The sequence below is a fragment of the Trichococcus sp. ES5 genome (genome assembly GCF_900067165.1).
Classification (GTDB): Bacteria; Bacillota; Bacilli; order Lactobacillales; family Aerococcaceae; genus Trichococcus; species Trichococcus flocculiformis.
In genome coordinates, this window is sequence record NZ_FJND01000017.1 from 14740 (window position 1) to 31968 (window position 17229).

General features: G+C 46.3%; 16 protein-coding genes. 1 reads left to right on the forward strand and 15 read right to left on the reverse strand.

The window, feature by feature from the left end; all coding sequences use genetic code 11:
* Positions 1–83: 83 nt before the first annotated feature.
* From acpP to TES5_RS11570, 5 genes are all read right to left on the reverse strand, one after another.
* The gene (gene acpP, locus TES5_RS11550) at positions 84–323 is read right to left on the reverse strand and encodes an acyl carrier protein (protein WP_068562150.1); all 240 of its coding nucleotides are present in this window, start codon (positions 321–323) and stop codon (positions 84–86) included.
* 111 nt (positions 324–434) lie between these two features.
* On the reverse strand, positions 435–1475 hold the full coding sequence (gene plsX, locus TES5_RS11555) for a phosphate acyltransferase PlsX (protein WP_068562151.1): 1041 nt from the start codon (positions 1473–1475) through the stop codon (positions 435–437).
* A 27-nt stretch (positions 1476–1502) separates the two neighbouring features.
* The gene (recG, locus tag TES5_RS11560) at positions 1503–3563 is read right to left on the reverse strand and encodes an ATP-dependent DNA helicase RecG (protein ID WP_068562152.1); all 2061 of its coding nucleotides are present in this window, start codon (positions 3561–3563) and stop codon (positions 1503–1505) included.
* Positions 3564–3661: 98 nt separating this feature from the next.
* Entirely contained in the window at positions 3662–5332 is a 1671-nt protein-coding gene (locus TES5_RS11565) for a DAK2 domain-containing protein (RefSeq protein ID WP_068562153.1), read from the reverse strand.
* Positions 5333–5377: 45 nt separating this feature from the next.
* Complete coding sequence (locus tag TES5_RS11570; protein WP_068562154.1) at positions 5378–5740, reverse strand: Asp23/Gls24 family envelope stress response protein; 363 nt, start codon at positions 5738–5740, stop codon at positions 5378–5380.
* A 339-nt stretch (positions 5741–6079) separates the two neighbouring features.
* Here TES5_RS11570 and rpmB point away from each other — a divergent pair, with 339 nt between their 5' ends.
* Positions 6080–6268, forward strand: coding sequence for a 50S ribosomal protein L28 (rpmB, locus tag TES5_RS11575; RefSeq protein ID WP_068562155.1), 189 nt, complete (start codon positions 6080–6082; stop codon positions 6266–6268).
* Between the two features lie 103 nt (positions 6269–6371).
* Here rpmB and TES5_RS11580 read toward each other — a convergent pair whose 3' ends face one another.
* The 10 genes from TES5_RS11580 to gmk form a co-directional block, all read right to left on the reverse strand.
* On the reverse strand, positions 6372–7034 hold the full coding sequence (locus tag TES5_RS11580) for a thiamine diphosphokinase (RefSeq protein WP_068562156.1): 663 nt from the start codon (positions 7032–7034) through the stop codon (positions 6372–6374).
* Positions 7024–7683, reverse strand: coding sequence for a ribulose-phosphate 3-epimerase (gene rpe / locus TES5_RS11585; RefSeq protein ID WP_068562157.1), 660 nt, complete (start codon positions 7681–7683; stop codon positions 7024–7026). Before rpe ends, TES5_RS11580 begins: the two co-directional genes overlap by 11 nt.
* Before the next feature lie 13 nt (positions 7684–7696).
* A complete protein-coding gene (gene rsgA, locus TES5_RS11590; protein WP_068562158.1) occupies positions 7697–8596 on the reverse strand; it encodes a ribosome small subunit-dependent GTPase A in 900 nt (299 codons plus the stop codon).
* 105 nt (positions 8597–8701) lie between these two features.
* A complete protein-coding gene (gene pknB / locus TES5_RS11595) occupies positions 8702–10744 on the reverse strand; it encodes a Stk1 family PASTA domain-containing Ser/Thr kinase (protein WP_068562159.1) in 2043 nt (680 codons plus the stop codon).
* The gene (locus TES5_RS11600) at positions 10723–11490 is read right to left on the reverse strand and encodes a Stp1/IreP family PP2C-type Ser/Thr phosphatase (RefSeq protein ID WP_068562160.1); all 768 of its coding nucleotides are present in this window, start codon (positions 11488–11490) and stop codon (positions 10723–10725) included. The genes pknB and TES5_RS11600 overlap by 22 nt, the downstream gene beginning before the upstream one ends.
* Before the next feature lie 27 nt (positions 11491–11517).
* Positions 11518–12882 (reverse strand): 16S rRNA (cytosine(967)-C(5))-methyltransferase RsmB, encoded by a 1365-nt coding sequence (gene rsmB, locus TES5_RS11605; RefSeq protein ID WP_068562193.1) that lies wholly within the window; start codon positions 12880–12882, stop codon positions 11518–11520.
* Positions 12872–13825 (reverse strand): methionyl-tRNA formyltransferase, encoded by a 954-nt coding sequence (gene fmt, locus TES5_RS11610; RefSeq protein WP_068562161.1) that lies wholly within the window; start codon positions 13823–13825, stop codon positions 12872–12874. The genes rsmB and fmt overlap by 11 nt, the downstream gene beginning before the upstream one ends.
* A gap of 11 nt (positions 13826–13836) precedes the next feature.
* Positions 13837–16242 carry a primosomal protein N' gene (gene priA / locus TES5_RS11615; protein WP_255356061.1) on the reverse strand — a complete coding sequence of 802 codons (2406 nt, stop codon included), beginning with the start codon at positions 16240–16242 and terminating at the stop codon, positions 13837–13839.
* Between the two features lie 143 nt (positions 16243–16385).
* Positions 16386–16601 carry a DNA-directed RNA polymerase subunit omega gene (gene rpoZ, locus TES5_RS11620; RefSeq protein WP_068562163.1) on the reverse strand — a complete coding sequence of 72 codons (216 nt, stop codon included), beginning with the start codon at positions 16599–16601 and terminating at the stop codon, positions 16386–16388.
* A 6-nt stretch (positions 16602–16607) separates the two neighbouring features.
* Entirely contained in the window at positions 16608–17219 is a 612-nt protein-coding gene (gene gmk, locus TES5_RS11625; protein ID WP_068562164.1) for a guanylate kinase, read from the reverse strand.
* Positions 17220–17229: the final 10 nt, after the last annotated feature.

The window sequence follows — 17229 nt, forward strand, 5'->3', positions numbered from 1 at the left end:
TCACCCATCTTGGCCTGAAAAAAAAGCAACATTGGCATTGGAGAACCGTCAATGTTGCTTTTGTCGTTAAATTATTGCGATCCTTATTTTTGAGAATCGATGTAGTCAACTGCATCCCCTACTGTGATTATCTTCTCAGCATCTTCATCGGAAATCTGCACAGCAAAGACATCTTCCAGCTCCATAACTAGTTCAACAATATCCAATGAGTCTGCTCCAAGGTCGTTTTGGAAAGTCAACTCTCTCGTAACCTTTGCTTCATCGACACCGAATCGTTCAATAACCATCTTGGCTACTCGCTCAAAAGTAGTTGTATCTGCCAAGCGTTACACCTCCATTATCGTTCCATAACCAATTACATCATATTTACTGGAAATATTTTGTAAAGGCTCACATCTATTCTACCCATATGCTAATCTTTTGTCTATATTTTTTTATTTTGGCTGGATTTCTTTTACGGACTTGTCATTCATTTCATCAAAGTGCTTCACGACATCATCAATGACGTGGGAACTGATGATTTTGCGGATCTGTTTCACTGTGTGGTAGACAGCGACTTTGTCCGCAGATCCATGTGTCTTGACGACAGGCGCCCGCAATCCGAACAGCACAGCTCCTCCGTGCTTCGAATAATCCATCGTATCTTTGATCTCCGAAAAGGAATCCTTGATCAGCATACCGCCGATTTTAGTCTTCAGACCGCCTGAAAGCAATTGGGTTTTGATCAACTTCAGCAAGGACATTGCCGTACCTTCCATTGTTTTTAGAACTGCATTCCCTGTAAATCCGTCCGTCACGACAACATCCGCAGCGCCAAGCAAAATTTCCCGTGCCTCGATATTACCTGTGAAATTGAGTTCAGAGTCCTCTTCCAACAATACATAGGCTTTTTTGGATAGTTCGCTGCCCTTCGTTGCTTCGGCACCATTGTTCAACAAAGCGATTCTTGGATTTTCGATGCCTTGCACAAACTTGGCATAATACGAGCCCAAAAGGCCGAACTGGTAGATATTCTCCGGTTTGCAGTCAGCGTTTGCGCCAGCATCCATCAACAGGAATTGTCCATTTTCTTTCCCGATGACTGGCAGAATCGGCATCAAGCCAGGTCTGTCGATCCCTTTGATGCGGCCGATGATCAATAATCCAGCTGCCAAAAGCGCACCGGTATTCCCTGCCGAAAATAAAGCGTCGGCCTCCTTGTTCTTGACTGCTTGAGCAGCAAGCACCATCGAAGCTTGTTTTTTTCTACGGATTGCTTTGACGGGTTCGTCATCGCTCTCGATCTTTTCGGTCGTATGCACGATTGTGATTTTTCCACCTTCGGCATATTGATCCCCTAAAGCCTTACGTATTTTGGCTTCGTCACCAAAAAGCAAAAACTCCAGATCATTAAATTCTTTGCTGGCCATTAAAATGCCCTCTACTATTGCTTGGGGCGCAAAATCCCCGCCCATCGCATCGACAGCGATTTTCATAAATCGTATACCTCACTTTTGTTAGTTTCACTGTAGTCTCTTCAACTTCTCTTTTTCGCGTTCGACTGCTTCCCGCAAACTTAAGTAGTTTGGATTGCTTTCAAAGTCTGGTTCGCGTGTGATTTGGATAGCGTCATTATGCGCAATATCCAGGATGACGGCATCACGTACAATATCTCCGGATTTGAAATCGGGCAAGCCTGATTGTTTGTTTCCGAAAAGATCACCCGGTCCGCGCAGTTCCAAATCCCGTTGGCTCAGGTAGAAACCGTCAGTCGACTCCACCATGATGCGCATGCGCTCCTTGCCGTTATCGGTTTTCGGATCGGCAACCAACACGCAATAGGATTCTTTGTCTCCCCGGCCCACTCGACCACGCAATTGGTGGAGTTGCGATAATCCGAATCGGTCGGCATCTTGGATGACCATCACTGTCGCATTCGGCACGTTCAGGCCGACCTCGATGACTGTTGTCGATACCAGGATCTGCAGCTCGTTGTTTTGGAAACTGCGCATGATCTGATCCTTTTCTTCGGACTTGAGACGGCCGTGCAACAGACCGATTTGGTACGTTCCTTTGTAATAGGCCGTCACGGCTTGATGCACATCTTCCGCATTCTTGACATCCAGCGATTCGGATTTCTCGATCAGAGGCGTGATGATGTACGCCTGTTGTCCATTATCCATCTGTTTTCGAATGAACTCAAGTACATTTTCGATCTTGTCCGATTTGTTCCAGATCGTTTTGATCGGTTTTCTGCCGTCAGGCATCTGGTCAAGCACTGAAACATCCATTTCGCCCATCGTGGTTATCGCCAACGTCCTCGGGATCGGCGTAGCAGTCATATACAAAACATTCGGGTTGTTCCCTTTTTCATTCAGCTTGTGCCTTTGCTGGACACCGAAACGGTGCTGCTCATCGGTGATGACCAGGCCCAGGTCGGCAAAAACGACATCTTCTTGGATCAGTGCGTGCGTCCCGATGAGGATATGCAAGTCCCCTGATGCAAGCCGGTTCAACAATTCTTTTCGGTCCTTTGCCTTCGTGCTGCCGGTAAGCAGGGCAACGGAGACATCAGTATATTCGAACAGACTCTGCAAGGTGCGATAATGCTGTTCCGCCAAAATCTCAGTGGGAACCATGAAAGCCCCTTGGTATCCGCCCAGGACGGTAGCCATCAGGGCGATTACCGCTACGATCGTCTTGCCGCTGCCGACATCCCCTTGCAACAGACGGTTCATTTCATAAGGTTTGCGCAGATCCCGGCATATTTCGTTGACGACCTTCTTTTGCCCATCCGTAAGTTCGAACGGCAAAGTCGCTATGAATCCCTTGAGTTTGTCCACGTCATAAAGGATCGGAATGCCTCGGTTATTCGTTTTGCGGCTCCGCTGCAGCATCTGCAGGCGCACTTGGTAAAGGAAAAACTCTTGATAGATGATTTGCCGTCTCGCTTGCTCGGATTCTTCATCATTTTTGGGAAAGTGCATCGCCCGGATGGCTTCCCTGTGGGTCATCAGGTGATAAGTCTGCTGCAAATGCTGCGGAAGTATCTCGGGAATGACCGAGGAATAAAGTTCGATCGCCTGTTTGATCAGATTCAGGATGGTCTGCTGTTTGATCGTCTTGTTGACATGATAAATGGCGGCATAATCATCCTGTCCGTTCGAACTGCCGAGGATCTTCATCCCTGCCAAAGTTTGGCGTGCGCGTTCCCATTTACCGAAAATCGCAACCTCATCCTCAAGCATGATTTTTTGTTTCAGGTAAGGCTGATTAAAGAAGGTAACCGATATGATGGCATCTTCGATGGCTAATTTGAATGATAGCCTGCTTTTTTTAAAACCGTAATGGTGGACGACCGGAGCCGTCACGACTTGTCCTTTCAGCGTCACTTTGTCCGAATCTTCGATTTCGTCCAATGTTTTGACTTTTATGTCCTCATAACGGAAAGGAAAGTGTGTGATCAGATCATAGATCGTATCAATGCCCAACGAATGCAGCGCCTCAACCCTCTTCGGTCCTACATGGGGCAACTCCCCGACTGGATCATAAATATCCAATTGCTTGTTGTCTTCCGCTTCCATCCGTTCGCCTCCTTTCTTCTGGGAGCAGGACATTTCTCAGATCAACCGTTTTTTGAAAAAGAAAAGCCGAACAGAGAAACTCGTTCAGCTTTTTCAGATTATTCTACAGAAAGAAGATAACTGTATACCGGTTGATTTCCTTCTTGCACTTCGACTTCCAAGAAGTCATATTCCGCTTCGATGACCGCTGCAATCTCTTTGCTTTCGTTCTCATCGCTGTCTGCCCCGAAAATGATGGTCACGATTTCGCTGTCATCCGTGATCATTTTTTTCAGGGTTGCTATCGTTGCGGCTTTTCTGTCCTTGTCGGCCGTCAGGATTTTCCCGTCGACGATTCCCATGAAGTCGTCCTTGGTGATGGCCAATCCATCTATGACTGTGTCGCGCACGGCATTCGTGATCTGCCCGCTGACAACATTTTCCAGTTCGGCAGTCATGTTGGCTTTATTGGTTTCCAAGCCTTCTGATTCATTGAAGGCAAGCATAGCTGACAGACCTTGCGAGATCGTTTTTGAAGCCACTACTACAACATCCGCATCAGAAACTTCGGCAGCCTGATCTGCAGCCATGAAAATATTTTTATTGTTCGGCAAAATGATTGTTTTTTCGGCATTTGTACTTTCGATCGCCTTGAGGATATCTTCCGTGCTTGGGTTCATCGTTTGTCCGCCATTGATGATTGTGGTGACACCCATGCTCTTGAACAGGGCATGCACACCTTCGCCGGCAGCAACAGCTATCACGCCATAAGGAATTTTTTCAAGTTTTTTGGCAGGCGTATCGGCTTTTTCAAGGACTGCATCATGTTGCATGCGCATATTGTCCACTTTTATTTTCATCAGTGAGCCGAATTTTTGGCCGTAGTTCATGACTTCCCCAGGGTATTCGGTATGTACATGGACCTTCACGATTTCTTCGTCTGCTACGACCAATAAGGAATCTCCAAGTTCGTTCAGATGATTACGGAATGTGTCATAATCAAAAGTGTCCGTAACGGTTTCACCTTCGCCTAATTTGACCATGATTTCTGTACAATAACCGAATTGAATATCTTCTGACGCAATTGCGTGCGAAACGTTATGATAATTTTCTTGGTGAGCGATTTCGGTGACATCCGCTTGTGAGACAACCTTTTCAGCTGACTTCACTTTTTCTCCGGTCAACGATTCCATAAATCCTTCGTAAATGTACACCAGCCCTTGTCCGCCACTGTCGACCACGCCTACTTCTTTCAGTATAGGCAACAGATCGGGTGTCTTATCCAACGCAATCTGCGCCACCTTGAGGACTGTACCCATCAATTCGATGATGTCATCCGTATGTTCTGCTTTTTTCATACCGGCTTTTGCGGATTCGCGCGCAACCGTCAAAATGGTGCCTTCCACAGGTTTCATGACCGCTTTATAAGCTGTCTCGACGCCGTGGGAAAAGGCCTCCGCAAAATCAATTGTACTCAAAGTTTTTTTGCCTTCGATCGCTTTTGAAAATCCTCGGAATAGCTGAGATAAAATGACGCCTGAGTTCCCCCTCGCCCCCATCAATAAACCTTTAGCCAAGTCCGCTCCTAATTGATCAATTGTCGCAGCATTCGACAGCCTTACGCGTTCAGCTCCAGATGTGAATGATAGATTCATGTTTGTGCCTGTGTCTCCGTCCGGAACAGGGAACACATTCAAAGAATTCACATATTCTGCATTCTCGCTAAGGCGTTCGGCGCCGATTGCGACCATCGCCTTAAAGTCTTCCGCTGTTAATTCAGTTCTCTTCACCTTATAATCCTCCTTCACCATATAACAAATGGTGATCTGTAATCTTTAGTCCTTTAAAACTCTTACGCCTTGGACGAACACATTCACTGTATTTGCGGAAAATCCCAACATCATTTCAAGGTTGTACTTGACCTGCGTTTGCACATTCCGGCAAATTTCTGAAATTTTAGTGCCGTAGAGTACAATGATATAAACATCAACAGCAACTCCATTATCTTCTTGACGAATAACGACACCGCGTGAGTAGTTCTCTTTTTTCAATATTTCACTGATATTATCTCTGATTTGATTTTTACTCGCCATGCCGACAACTCCATAATTATCTGTCGCGGCTCCGCCCACTACCGTAGCGATCACGTCGTTCGATAAGTCAACCATTCCATATTGTGTTTGGATTTTAACTGCCATTTATAATAGCCTCCTTAATGTATGCACACAATCGTAATTATAAATTATGATAGCATATTTTATACAAAAGAAATAACTTTTTGCGATTAAATTTCTCATTTACGGTCGATTTGCGGCAATTCTTATTGATTTCCCACTGTTTTCCAGTTTTCTTATCCAGCACTAGTGCCTTTTCAATGACAACATAGTACAGACATTTGGTGATGACATCATTAAAAAAACAGCTGTCAAGTATTTTTCCTTTAAAACAGTTGCATTCACTTTTAAATTATGATAAATTAATCAAGTGTATGAATTGGAAAGAAGCTTTGCTTCTGTAACAGCAAAGGAGGAAAGAAAATGTCAAAAGAATGTTTCGTAACAGGACGTAAAAGCCGTTCAGGTAATAACCGTTCCCACGCTATGAACTACACAAAACGTACTTTCAAACCAAACTTACAAAAAGTTCGTATCTTAGTCGATGGAAAACCTAAAAAAGTTTGGGTTTCTGCTCGAGCTTTGAAATCTGGTAAAGTTGAAAGAGTATAAAAATATAGATGAGCCCGGGACCATGTCATGATTCCAGCTCATCTTTTTTTATTTCCCATCCTAAAATTAAGGAAAGTGGCCGCAATTGTTGTGGCCACTTTCCTTATTCGCGCTTATCAGAGCTTTGGATGACCGCCAATAGGCCAGATCCAAAAGAAAACGTCATCTCTGTGTCCTTGAATTCATTACTGACCAAAGCTATCGGGTACTCGTAATCTTTTCCGTTCAACGGATAGGCAACTCCAGTCAGCTTCAGTTCTTTGATCGGAGTCATGCCGATGAACGACAAGTATTTTTTCCCCTCTTCTTTCTTTAGCACATAATTACCCGGCAGATAAAATCGCAGCGTATTATGGCGGTCCATTAAACTGACCTTACCCGTCATCTGTTTCACAAGTGGATGGAATGCCAACCACAAATTACTCATCAGGTGGTCCAGACGCCCTCCGAAAGCTCCCAAAAGAATGATTTCCTCCGGATTGAACATTTCAATCGCATAAGCAATAGCCGCCTCAGTATCCGTCTCATCTTTTTGTGCCGGGAGTTCACGGCAGACAAGACTTTTCTTTTTGATGTCTTCCATTTCTGAAGGGGTGACAGAATCAAAATCACCGATTGCCGCATCAAAATGCGGGAGCAGTTCGGCAAGCTTCAAAGCTCCGCGGTCTGCGCCCACCATCCGATGACTTGTCGCATAACGGCGGACCAAAGCTGCGACATCCGTCAGGTCACCACCGACCACGATCACAACTTTCTCAGACTGCATTGTGGCAGGCATCCTTCAGTCTACTGATGGCAGCGGATGGATTTTCATCGTCATAGATGTAAGAACCCGCTACGAATACATCAGCCCCTGCTTTGATGCATTTGACGATCGTCTCGTGGGTAATCCCGCCGTCGACTTCGATTTCGTAATGATAGCCATGTTTTTCGCGCAAGGTAGCTAACTCTTCAATTTTACCCAAGGTGCTTTCGATGAAGCTTTGGCCACCGAAGCCCGGGTTGACGGTCATGACGAGCACCATATCAACATCGCCCAAAACGGGTTTTATGACTTCTACGCTTGTTCCCGGATTGATGACGACACCAGCTGCTATATTTTCATTTTTGATCATCTGGATTGCGCCATGGATATGGTCAGTAGCTTCCACGTGGATCGTTATGATATCGGCACCGGCTCTGGCGAAAGCCGGTATCAATTTTTCAGGTGTACTCACCATCAAATGACAATCCAACGGTAATTTTGTATGCGGTCGGATTGCCTGTACAATATTTGGACCCAAAGTTAAGTTGGCGACAAATTGACCGTCCATTGCATCAATATGAATGTAATCGGCACCCGCTTGTTCGACTAACTTGACATCTCTTTCTAAATTCGCAAAATCAGCACTTAATATGGATGGAGCAATTTTCATGTTCACACGCACCTTATCTCTTATTTTTTTTTATGTACATCGGTTTGCGGCCTACAATTTCCTCATGGAACTGCAGATAGTGTTCGTATCTGTACGGAGCCACTTCTCCGGATGCAACAGCCTCTTTCACCCGGCAATTCGGCTCGTTGATGTGCATGCAGCCGGCGAATCGGCATTGATCGCGCAGCGCTTCAAAGTCCGGGAAAAAAGAAGGCAGATCGACCGCTTCAATGTCGATCAAGTCGATTGTACTGAAACCAGGGGTATCGGCAATCAGCGCTTCCCCAACCGGATGCAACTCGACATGCCGCGTCGTATGGCGGCCCCTGCCCAAAGCGGTCGAGATTTCACCTGTCAACAAATCCAATTCGGGCATCAGTTGGTTCAACAAAGTTGATTTCCCGGCGCCTGATTGGCCCATAAAAACAGCCATCCCTTTACCCATGGTCTGGACCAGTTCATCCAAAGAAGATGTATCCGGATAATCCGATAGAATCATCGTATAGCCGATTGCTTCATAATAGGTTTTATACTGAAGCATGTCAGCTTTAGCCTTGTCGTCCAACAGATCTATTTTTGTAACGTAGATGATGGGACTGATGTTATTTGCTTCCAGGTAAACCAAGAAACGATCCACCAAATAGGAAGAAAAATCGGGTTCGATCGCCGACATCACAATGACACCGCAATCGACATTCGCCACCGTCGGACGAACCAATTCATTTTTCCTGGGGTAGATATCCAACAGAACGCCCTCCGTTAAGTTGTCACTTTCGAAATCGACAAAATCCCCAATAAGCGGAGCCATGTTTTTTACGCGGAAGTTTCCTCTCCCTCTCGTCTGATACGTTTGACCATCCACATACACATAATAAAATCCGCTTATTGCTTTCCTGACTTGTCCTTTTTGCAAATCGACAACGCCTCCTAGTTTGATTCTTTCTCTCTATTCTACACTGTTCTACAAAAAAATGACAAACCATTTTGATGTTTGTCATTTTTTGTAGCCTATACAATTCTATTGCGCCAATTCAGAAGCTTCGCTGATGACTTCGCCATCCCTTTCGATCCGGTAGGAAGCAGAGCTGCCTTCCAGAATGCGGAAGTTTATTGTCACAACTTCATCTGCTGAAATATCGAACTCACGGAATACATCACTGAGTGTATGATCTTCGTCCTGCACATAAATGACTATATGGTTCGGCTCGTTGGAAGTACTGCTGACATTCGCATTGCTGTTGGCATTTTCACTACCTTGACCATTGTTGCTCTCAGAAGCGGATTCCGATACGGTTGCCGGAAGGTAGGGAATTGTGATGGTACGGCTGAAGGAAACCACTTGTGGTTCTTCAGGGCCTCTTGAAATCACCACACTCAAGGCATCACCGGATACAAAGGCAGATCCGCCGGCAAGACTTTGACTTACAACCAGACCTGCTGCAATCGTGTCTGAATAAGCTTCCGTGATCGTCAACGAAAGCCCGTATTGCCCTGCATAATCCTCGACGCTTTTTCTCGTGTATCCCGATAAATCGCGCATCGTATAGGATTCATTTCCATCACTCACCAGAAATGACAGCGTAGTTTCACCGGGTTTTACCTCCGTGCCAGGCTCAATGTTTTGGCTGATGATATTGCCTTCTGCTACTTCGCTGCTGAATTCATGAGTCCTTTCGATCGTGAAGCCTTCTTTACGCAAGTCTTCGAATACACGTTCATATTCTTGGCCTTCATAATCGAGAAGAGTGAACAATTCCTCGCCCAGACTGATGATAAGATCGATCTCATCACCGGCTGCAACGGATGAACCGATTTTTGGTGATGTTTCAATGACAGCATCTTCTTCTATTTCTTCATTGTATTCTTCCGTTATATTTCCTAATACCAACCCGACATCTTCCAAAGCAAGGCGCGCACTAGCTTGGTCCATGTTTGACACATCCGGCACAGTCACGGCATCTGCTTCCTGGTTATTGTAAAAGAAAAGGAAAAAACTGCCGATCAGGCTCAAGAGGAACACCGTAAAAAGAAAAAATAGCCACTTCTTTCGTTTTTTCTTGCCTCCAGCTGCTTCTCGCCCTGGCTCGAATTCGTGGATTGCTTCAGTTTTAACGCTCTGTGGTGGCGAAATGATCGTTTTTCCGATATCCGCTTTAGCCACTACTTCAGCAGATAAAGGCGTAAGCACTTTGGTTTCCTGCAACAGCGATACCGGCATAAAAGGTGATTCATTTCTACGCTCCTCGCTCAAACAGGTATCAAGGTCCGCCATCATTTCTTCACAAGTTGCGTAACGATCGAGCGGTTCTTTGGCTGTGGCCTTCAGGATAACATTTTCAAGGCTCTGCGGTATTTCCGGATGACTTTCCCTGATGGATGGCATCGGTTCTTGAAAATGCTTCAGAGCGACACTGACAGCCGACTCTCCATCGAAAGGGACTGATCCGCTGAGCAATTCATACAACACCACGCCCAAAGCGTATATGTCCGATTTGGAAGTGGCCATACTGCCTCTGGCCTGCTCCGGGGACAAGTAATGAACGGATCCCAACAGCGTATTCGTCTGAGTGATTGATGTTTCCGACAACGCGACCGCAATACCAAAATCAGTAATTTTGATGCGATCCTGATTATCGATCAGAATATTTTGTGGCTTGATGTCCCTGTGAATAATCCGATTTTTATGTGCCAACGCCACAGCCGACAAAACTTGGTGCATGATATGGATCGCTTTTTCCGGCAAAACACGTCCTTGGATGTCGATGTATTTTTTCAGATCCGTGCCATCGATAAATTCCATCACGATGTACTGCAATTCATCTTCTTCATCTACGTCATATACACCTACAATATTCGGATGAATCAATTGCGTGGCCGAGAGAGCTTCACGCTGGAAACGACGTAGAGCGTCCGTGTTGTTACGGAAGTCAAATCGCAACACTTTGATGGCTACTGGCCGATCCAGAATCAGATCGTGTCCCAGATAAACGTTCGCCATCCCACCGCTTCCGATATGCCTGACAATTTTGTAGCGGCCGCCTAATTTCTTTCCTGCCTCCACAACGGTTCCCCCTCTCTATCCGTAAAATCAGCCAAAAGCACTGTGATGTTGTCCAGGCCGCCAGCAGCATTCGCTTTATCGACCAAGGAAAGGACTTTTTCTTCAAGAGGAAGCCATTCCTTCAGCATTTGGGCGATCTCTTCATCATCCATCATGTTGGTCAGTCCATCGGAACATAGCAATAACAGGTCCCCCTGCACAAGCGGCATGGCGATGATATCGATATCCAGTTTTCTGGAAACACCCAACGATCGCGTCAAAATGTTCTTTCTTGGATGATGCTGCGCTTCTTCCGGGGTTATTTCACCTGACTTGATGAACTCATTCACCAAAGAATGGTCTTCTGTAATTTGGCGGAGTTTATAATTTCTGTAGACATAAGCCCGGCTATCCCCGATATTAGCAAAAACGATTTCCTTGCCTACGATGGCTGCGGCTACCAAAGTCGTTCCCATCCCGTCCAGATCGCTGTAATCCAATGATTTTTGAAAAACAAGATCATTTACCCGCTGAATGTTGGCGATCAACCAACGGGACAATTCTTCGCTGTTCGTGAAACGGGACCCTTTCCAGGCTGCTCCCAGATGGGATACCCCCATTTCACTGGCGACGTCACCAGCTTTATGGCCACCCATACCATCACATACGATCATGAGCGGTTGTCCGGCTTCATTCATGAAATAACTAACATAGTCTTGATTGATTGCTCTATTTAGGCCTCTATCACTTTTGAAGGCTATCTGCATTCTTTCCCCTCAATTCTTTCTTATCATTTACCTTTTTACCATACAGCTGATGAAAAATCCATCAGTTCCATAATCATGCGGATAAATTTGCACGAATCCTTCAGCAGTGAAAGATTTTTTATCCAAATATTCGGAGCGTATCGGGACAATTGCAAATTCAGCATGATTTTCAAGGAATGTCCGTACAGACATTTGATTTTCTTCTGTAGTCAGTGTACATGTACTGTATACTAAACGTCCACCTTTTTTCAACAACGAACTGACCGAGTTCAGAATCAGAATTTGTTCTTGATGCAAATCCAAAAAGTCCTGTGCATTTTTCACATATTTGATTTCCGGCTTCCGGCGCATCAATCCCAGCCCCGAACAAGGTGCATCAACATAAATGACATCAAAGGATTCCGGTGCGAATGCGTGAACTGCTTCCTTCGCATCCAGAACATGGGTTTCGATGCGATCGGACACATGCAGACGCTCGGCATTTTGGTTGATCAAGCTTATCTTATGCTCATACATATCCAAAGCGATGACTTTGCCGTTTTCCGAAGCCGAGAGGTAACTGGCCATGTGCGTCGTTTTTCCACCCGGTGCGGCACAGCTGTCCAAAACCAGAAAATCCTTTTCCAGTTCCCCGACCGGTGCGACCAATTGGCTAGATTCATCCTGAATCGTAAGCATGCCGTCTTTGAATAGCGGGGAGTCAACGATTTTCCCACCGTGGATCCGGATGCCCACAGGAGAAACAGGACTCGCGACCACATCATAACCTTCCGCTTTGAGCAGTCCTATAGCCTCTTCCCGTGAGATTTCATTTGACTGCAACCTGAGTGAGACAAACGGATCCTCCAATAAGGAGAACGCCATCTTTTCGGTTTCCTCGATACCGATCCTTTCGATGAAATAAGCGACGAGCCATTTCGGCATGCTGGCCCCTACGCTGATGCGCTTCTTGGCGTTGCTGATTGTTTTCCAGTCGCGAAGCCCATTGCGTTGCACATTCCGCAGCACGCCGTTCACATAACTGGCGATGCCGGCATGGCCCTTAACTTTCGCTATTTCTACGGCATCGAAAAGGACAGCGTGATCCGGAATCTTCGTCAAATAGACCATTTGATAGGCGGAGACACGCAGTAAGTTGTTGAGCCAAGAAAGCTGTTTTTTGGGATCTTTGATGTATGACGAAAGACCATAATCCAAGGTCATTTTCCGCTGGATGACGCCGTAGACAATCTCGGTCAACAGGCCGGCATCCTTAGGCGACAACTTTTCGGATAGAATGACTTTATTCAGCAGAAGATTGGAATACGCACCCTCATTCTCCACGCTCTCCAATATATCGACAGCCAGGTAACGGACTGTGTGTTTGATTTTATTTTTCAGTTTATTGTCCATCCGTTTCAAACCTTGTGCCTTCATGAATTTCGCAGGCGCTGCCCCGCAGGTAGTCTGCCGCTGACATGCGTTTTTTCCCGGCAGGTTGGAGTTCCGTCATTTTGAAGACGGTGCCTTCCCCACATGCCACATAGAGAGCTTCCTTGTCTGTTGCGAATACTGTTCCCGAGTCATGGGTCGTACTATTTTCGACAGCTTGTCCAGCCCATACTTTGATCCTTTGCCCATCCAAAAGCGTATGCGCCACTGGCCACGGACGCATGCCACGGACTTGGAAGGCCACTTGTGCAGCCGTTTTGGACCAATCGATGCGTTCCTCTTCGCGCTTGATGTTCGGCGAAAAAGTGGCTGCGGATTCATCCTGCTCTTGCGGCACGAGATTGCCTTGGAAAAAATCAGGTAACGTTTCGATCAAAAGATTCTTGCCGAGTTCGCTCAACTTCAAAAACATCGTCCCGACATCATCCTGCTCGGTGATGGGGATGGCTCTCTGCGCCAACACAGCCCCTGCATCCATTTTCTTCTCCATGTACATGATGGAGACTCCGGTCTCTATTTCCCCGTTGATGATGGCGTAATGGACCGGTGCGCCGCCGCGATATTTCGGCAATAAAGAAGCATGCACATTGATGGAGCGGAAACGCGGAGCGTTCAGCAGTTTGACCGGGAGAAACTGCCCATAAGCCGCCGTCACAATCAGGTCAGGATTCAAGGCAATCAGCTCTTCCATTTCTGGCGAGCCAGAAATTTTTTCTGGCTGATAAACCGGAAGGCCATGCTTCAGCGCGGCTTCCTTCACCGGAGACGGTGTCAATATTTTCTTTCTGCCTACCGGGCGGTCCGGTTGTGTGACAACTGCGATCACATCATACTCATGCTGCAATAAGGCCTCTAAAATGGGCACTGAAAATTCCGGGGTGCCCATAAAAATGATTTTTTCCATTTGTATACCTCCTAGAAGAAATTGACCGGCTCTGAATCGATCGAAATATAGAGACCGCGTGCATTTTCTTTTTGTGACTCATCCAAAATCTGTTTCAATGCCGGATGTAGTTTAGTTTCCTGTTTATATTTCACTAATATCTGAAAATAATACCGATTGTTCACTCGCGCGATCGATCTCTTTGATGGCCCAAGCATGATCGTGTCAGGCTCAAGTTTTTTTTGAAGGATCTCATGGATTTCATAAATTTTCTTCTGCGCTTTCTTTTCGTCGGGGTTGCTGACAGTTATGAGCGCCGTATAAAAATACGGTGGATACCCTGCTTTATGACGAAGCGACATCTCAGTACGGTAAAAGCCTTCGTAGTTGTGCTGTTGGGCAAACAGAATGGCGTAATGATCCGGATTAAACGACTGTACGATTACTTCCCCGGACAATTCGGCGCGGCCCGCACGACCGCTGACCTGAGTCAACAGTTGGAACGTCCTTTCCGAAGACCGGAAATCAGGTAATCCTAATGAAGTATCCGCGTTGATGACACCAACCAACGTGATGTTCGGAAAGTCCAATCCTTTCGCAATCATCTGCGTACCCAGCAGGATGTCGGCCTCGCCTCTCCCGAAAGCCGAGAGGATAGCCTCATGGCCGCCTTTCTTGCGGGTGGTGTCCACATCCATGCGCAAAATGCGCGCCTCCGGAAAGAGCGTCTGCAGTTCTTCCTCGATTTTCTGGGTTCCTGTTCCGTAATAACGAAAATTGTGGCCTTTGCATTTCGGACAGGTGTTGGGGATTGCTTCTTCGTGGCCGCAGTAATGGCATTTCATCGTTTTGCTGTCCATATGCAAAGTCAGACTGATGTCACAATTCGGGCACTCAAGGACAAAGCCGCAATCCCGGCACATGATGAAAGAGGAATAACCTCTTTTGTTCAGCATCAGCACAATCTGCTGTTTTTTCTGTAGCCGATCCGTAATCTTTTCCTGCAGCAGCATGGAAAAGCTGCTGCGGTTGTTCGCTTTGAACTCATCACGCATATCGACAATTTCGACTTGAGGCAATGCGCGTTGGTTGAAACGCCCTCTCAATTCGACCAAGGTGTATACCTTTTTTTGTGCCCTGGCCCGCGACTCTAATGAAGGCGTCGCACTACCCAGAACAACCGGACAACGGTTATGCTGCCCACGCCAAATCGCTACATTCCGGGCATGGTACTTCGGGTTTTCGTCCTGTTTGTAGGTGCTCTCGTGTTCCTCATCCATAATGATGATGCCAAGATTCTGAACCGGGGCGAAAATGGAAGAACGCGCGCCGACAACGACATCGGCATCACCGCGGTGAATTTTGCGCCACTCATCGTACTTCTCTCCCGATGACAACGCACTGTGCATCACGGCCACGCGGTTTCCGAAGCGGCTCTTGAAATGGTTGACCATCTGCGGAGTCAAAGCAATTTCGGGCACAAGCATCAGGGCCGTCTTGCCTTGGTTGATCACTTCAGCAATCAGTTGAAGATAGACTTCGGTCTTACCGCTTCCCGTAACGCCTTGCAACAAAAAAACTTCGTGCCGTTCTTCTCTGATGCTGGCAGCCATCATCCGGAAAGCTGCCGTTTGTTCATCGGATAGGGGCAACGCTCCCGTTTGCTTGAACTGTCTATCCTTAAAGGGATCCCGGAGAATTTCCCGGTCCGCTGATTTAAGCCACCCCTTTTCCACTCCTGTCCGGATCGTGCTTGGCCCGATATCGAATTGTTCCTTGTATTCTTTCGATGTCAGCGGAGTTCCGTTCATGGACATGATTGCCGCCAACAGGGCTTGCTGTTGCTTGGCTGATTTTTTCAGGCTGTGGTATGCATCTTCCAGACTGCCCATTTCCAGATCGGAATAATAAACCTGCACCGTTTTTGCCTTCGCCTGGTTTTTGAGGATGTAATTGACTTCAATCTTCCCGGCTCGCTTCAATTCGATCAGTTGCGGCAAAATGCCGCGGTCGACGGCATCTTCCCAACTCATTTTGCTTTTCCCTTGAAAAAGTCCGTAGAAAGTCTCCTCGTCCAATTCATCGACAACCTCAATTTCTTTTTCGTACTTTGCCTTCATCAAAGGCGGCAACATCGTCTGGTAACAATGGATCCGATAGGCATAAACGGTTTCCGCCATTTCCTCGCCCAACAGCAGCAACTCTTCGGTCAATGCCGGCTCGATATCCAATGGTTGGATGATTTCTTTCAGTTCCCCTTCAAAATCGGTGTGATCAGAAATTTCCGTTATGAACCCTTGGATGACGCGAGTGTTGAAAGGCACTTCAACGCGCATCCCTTTGCCCAACTTTTGTTCCATAGCAGGAGGGATCGCATAATCAAAGGGACGATTGGTCTGCATGGCAGGTATATCCACAATCACTTTTGCAATTTGCACGTAAAACCCTCCCATTCCTTTTTCTAACCACTATCTTACTAAATTATACCGATAAAGTCTTCTCGGATTTTTTTCGGCATCAAAAAAATAAAACTACTGATTTTGAAGTTCAAAAACAGTAGTCTTTTTTCATTCCTATTCGGTTATCTTTCAGGGATGATGGAATTCGGATCGATTTCCAACTCGCCGGCAACTACTTCTTCCAGCGCACGTCCGACATTCTTGTATGACTGGTAATGATCCAATAAAGGTTCTGAGCGACCATGCAATTCATGCGCTCTTTTGCTGGAAAGAATGACCATTGAATATTTTGAATCCACTTGCTCCAACAATTTATCGATCGAAGGATATAACATCATATTATTTTACTCCCTTTCATCCGCACAGATGGTATCCAGAATCCGTGAGACTTTCAAGTGTTCGCTTTGGATGATGCCAAGCACTTTCTGGACCGCGTTCTCTACTGTGTCGTTTTCTACCGCATAATCATAATACCGCATCAAACTGAGCTCTTCAATAGCCTTTTCCATTCTTTGTTTGATGATCGGCGATTCATCCGTACCGCGATTTACGATCCGTGACTCCAATTCCGTCATATCAGGAGGCGTCAAGAAGATGAATATCCCTTCCGGCATCCGTTCCTTCACTTGCATGGCGCCTTGAACTTCGATCTCCAGAAAAATATCTTTTCCTGTGTCCAATGTTCTTCTTACATAGTCGATTGGCGTACCATAGTAATTCCCCACATACTCGGTATATTCTAACAGTTCATTATCGGCGATCATTCTCTCGAATTCTTCTCTTTCCTTGAAGAAGTAATCTTTGCCATCCACTTCCCCTTCACGCGCTTTGCGGGTCGTAGCGGAAATCGAATAGATGAACTCCCGTTCACCACGAGAAAAAATTGCTTGTCTCACAGTCCCTTTGCCTACTCCCGAAGGTCCGGATAAGACAATCAACAATCCTTTTTCTGTCATTTAATGCCCA

Bases quoted from the DNA above. Each gene is read 5' to 3' on its own strand.
- plsX (WP_068562151.1), bottom strand. From the start codon at position 1,475: ATGAAAATCGCTGTCGATGCGATGGGCGGGGATTTTGCGCCCCAAGCA.
- recG (WP_068562152.1), bottom strand. From the start codon at position 3,563: ATGGAAGCGGAAGACAACAAGCAATTGGATATTTATGATCCAGTCGGG.
- TES5_RS11570 (WP_068562154.1), bottom strand. From the start codon at position 5,740: ATGGCAGTTAAAATCCAAACACAATATGGAATGGTTGACTTATCGAAC.
- rpmB (WP_068562155.1), top strand. From the start codon at position 6,080: ATGTCAAAAGAATGTTTCGTAACAGGACGTAAAAGCCGTTCAGGTAAT.
- TES5_RS11580 (WP_068562156.1), bottom strand. From the start codon at position 7,034: ATGCAGTCTGAGAAAGTTGTGATCGTGGTCGGTGGTGACCTGACGGAT.
- rpe (WP_068562157.1), bottom strand. From the start codon at position 7,683: ATGAAAATTGCTCCATCCATATTAAGTGCTGATTTTGCGAATTTAGAA.
- TES5_RS11600 (WP_068562160.1), bottom strand. From the start codon at position 11,490: ATGCAGATAGCCTTCAAAAGTGATAGAGGCCTAAATAGAGCAATCAAT.
- rsmB (WP_068562193.1), bottom strand. From the start codon at position 12,882: ATGGACAATAAACTGAAAAATAAAATCAAACACACAGTCCGTTACCTG.
- fmt (WP_068562161.1), bottom strand. From the start codon at position 13,825: ATGGAAAAAATCATTTTTATGGGCACCCCGGAATTTTCAGTGCCCATT.
- rpoZ (WP_068562163.1), bottom strand. From the start codon at position 16,601: ATGATGTTATATCCTTCGATCGATAAATTGTTGGAGCAAGTGGATTCA.
- gmk (WP_068562164.1), bottom strand. From the start codon at position 17,219: ATGACAGAAAAAGGATTGTTGATTGTCTTATCCGGACCTTCGGGAGTA.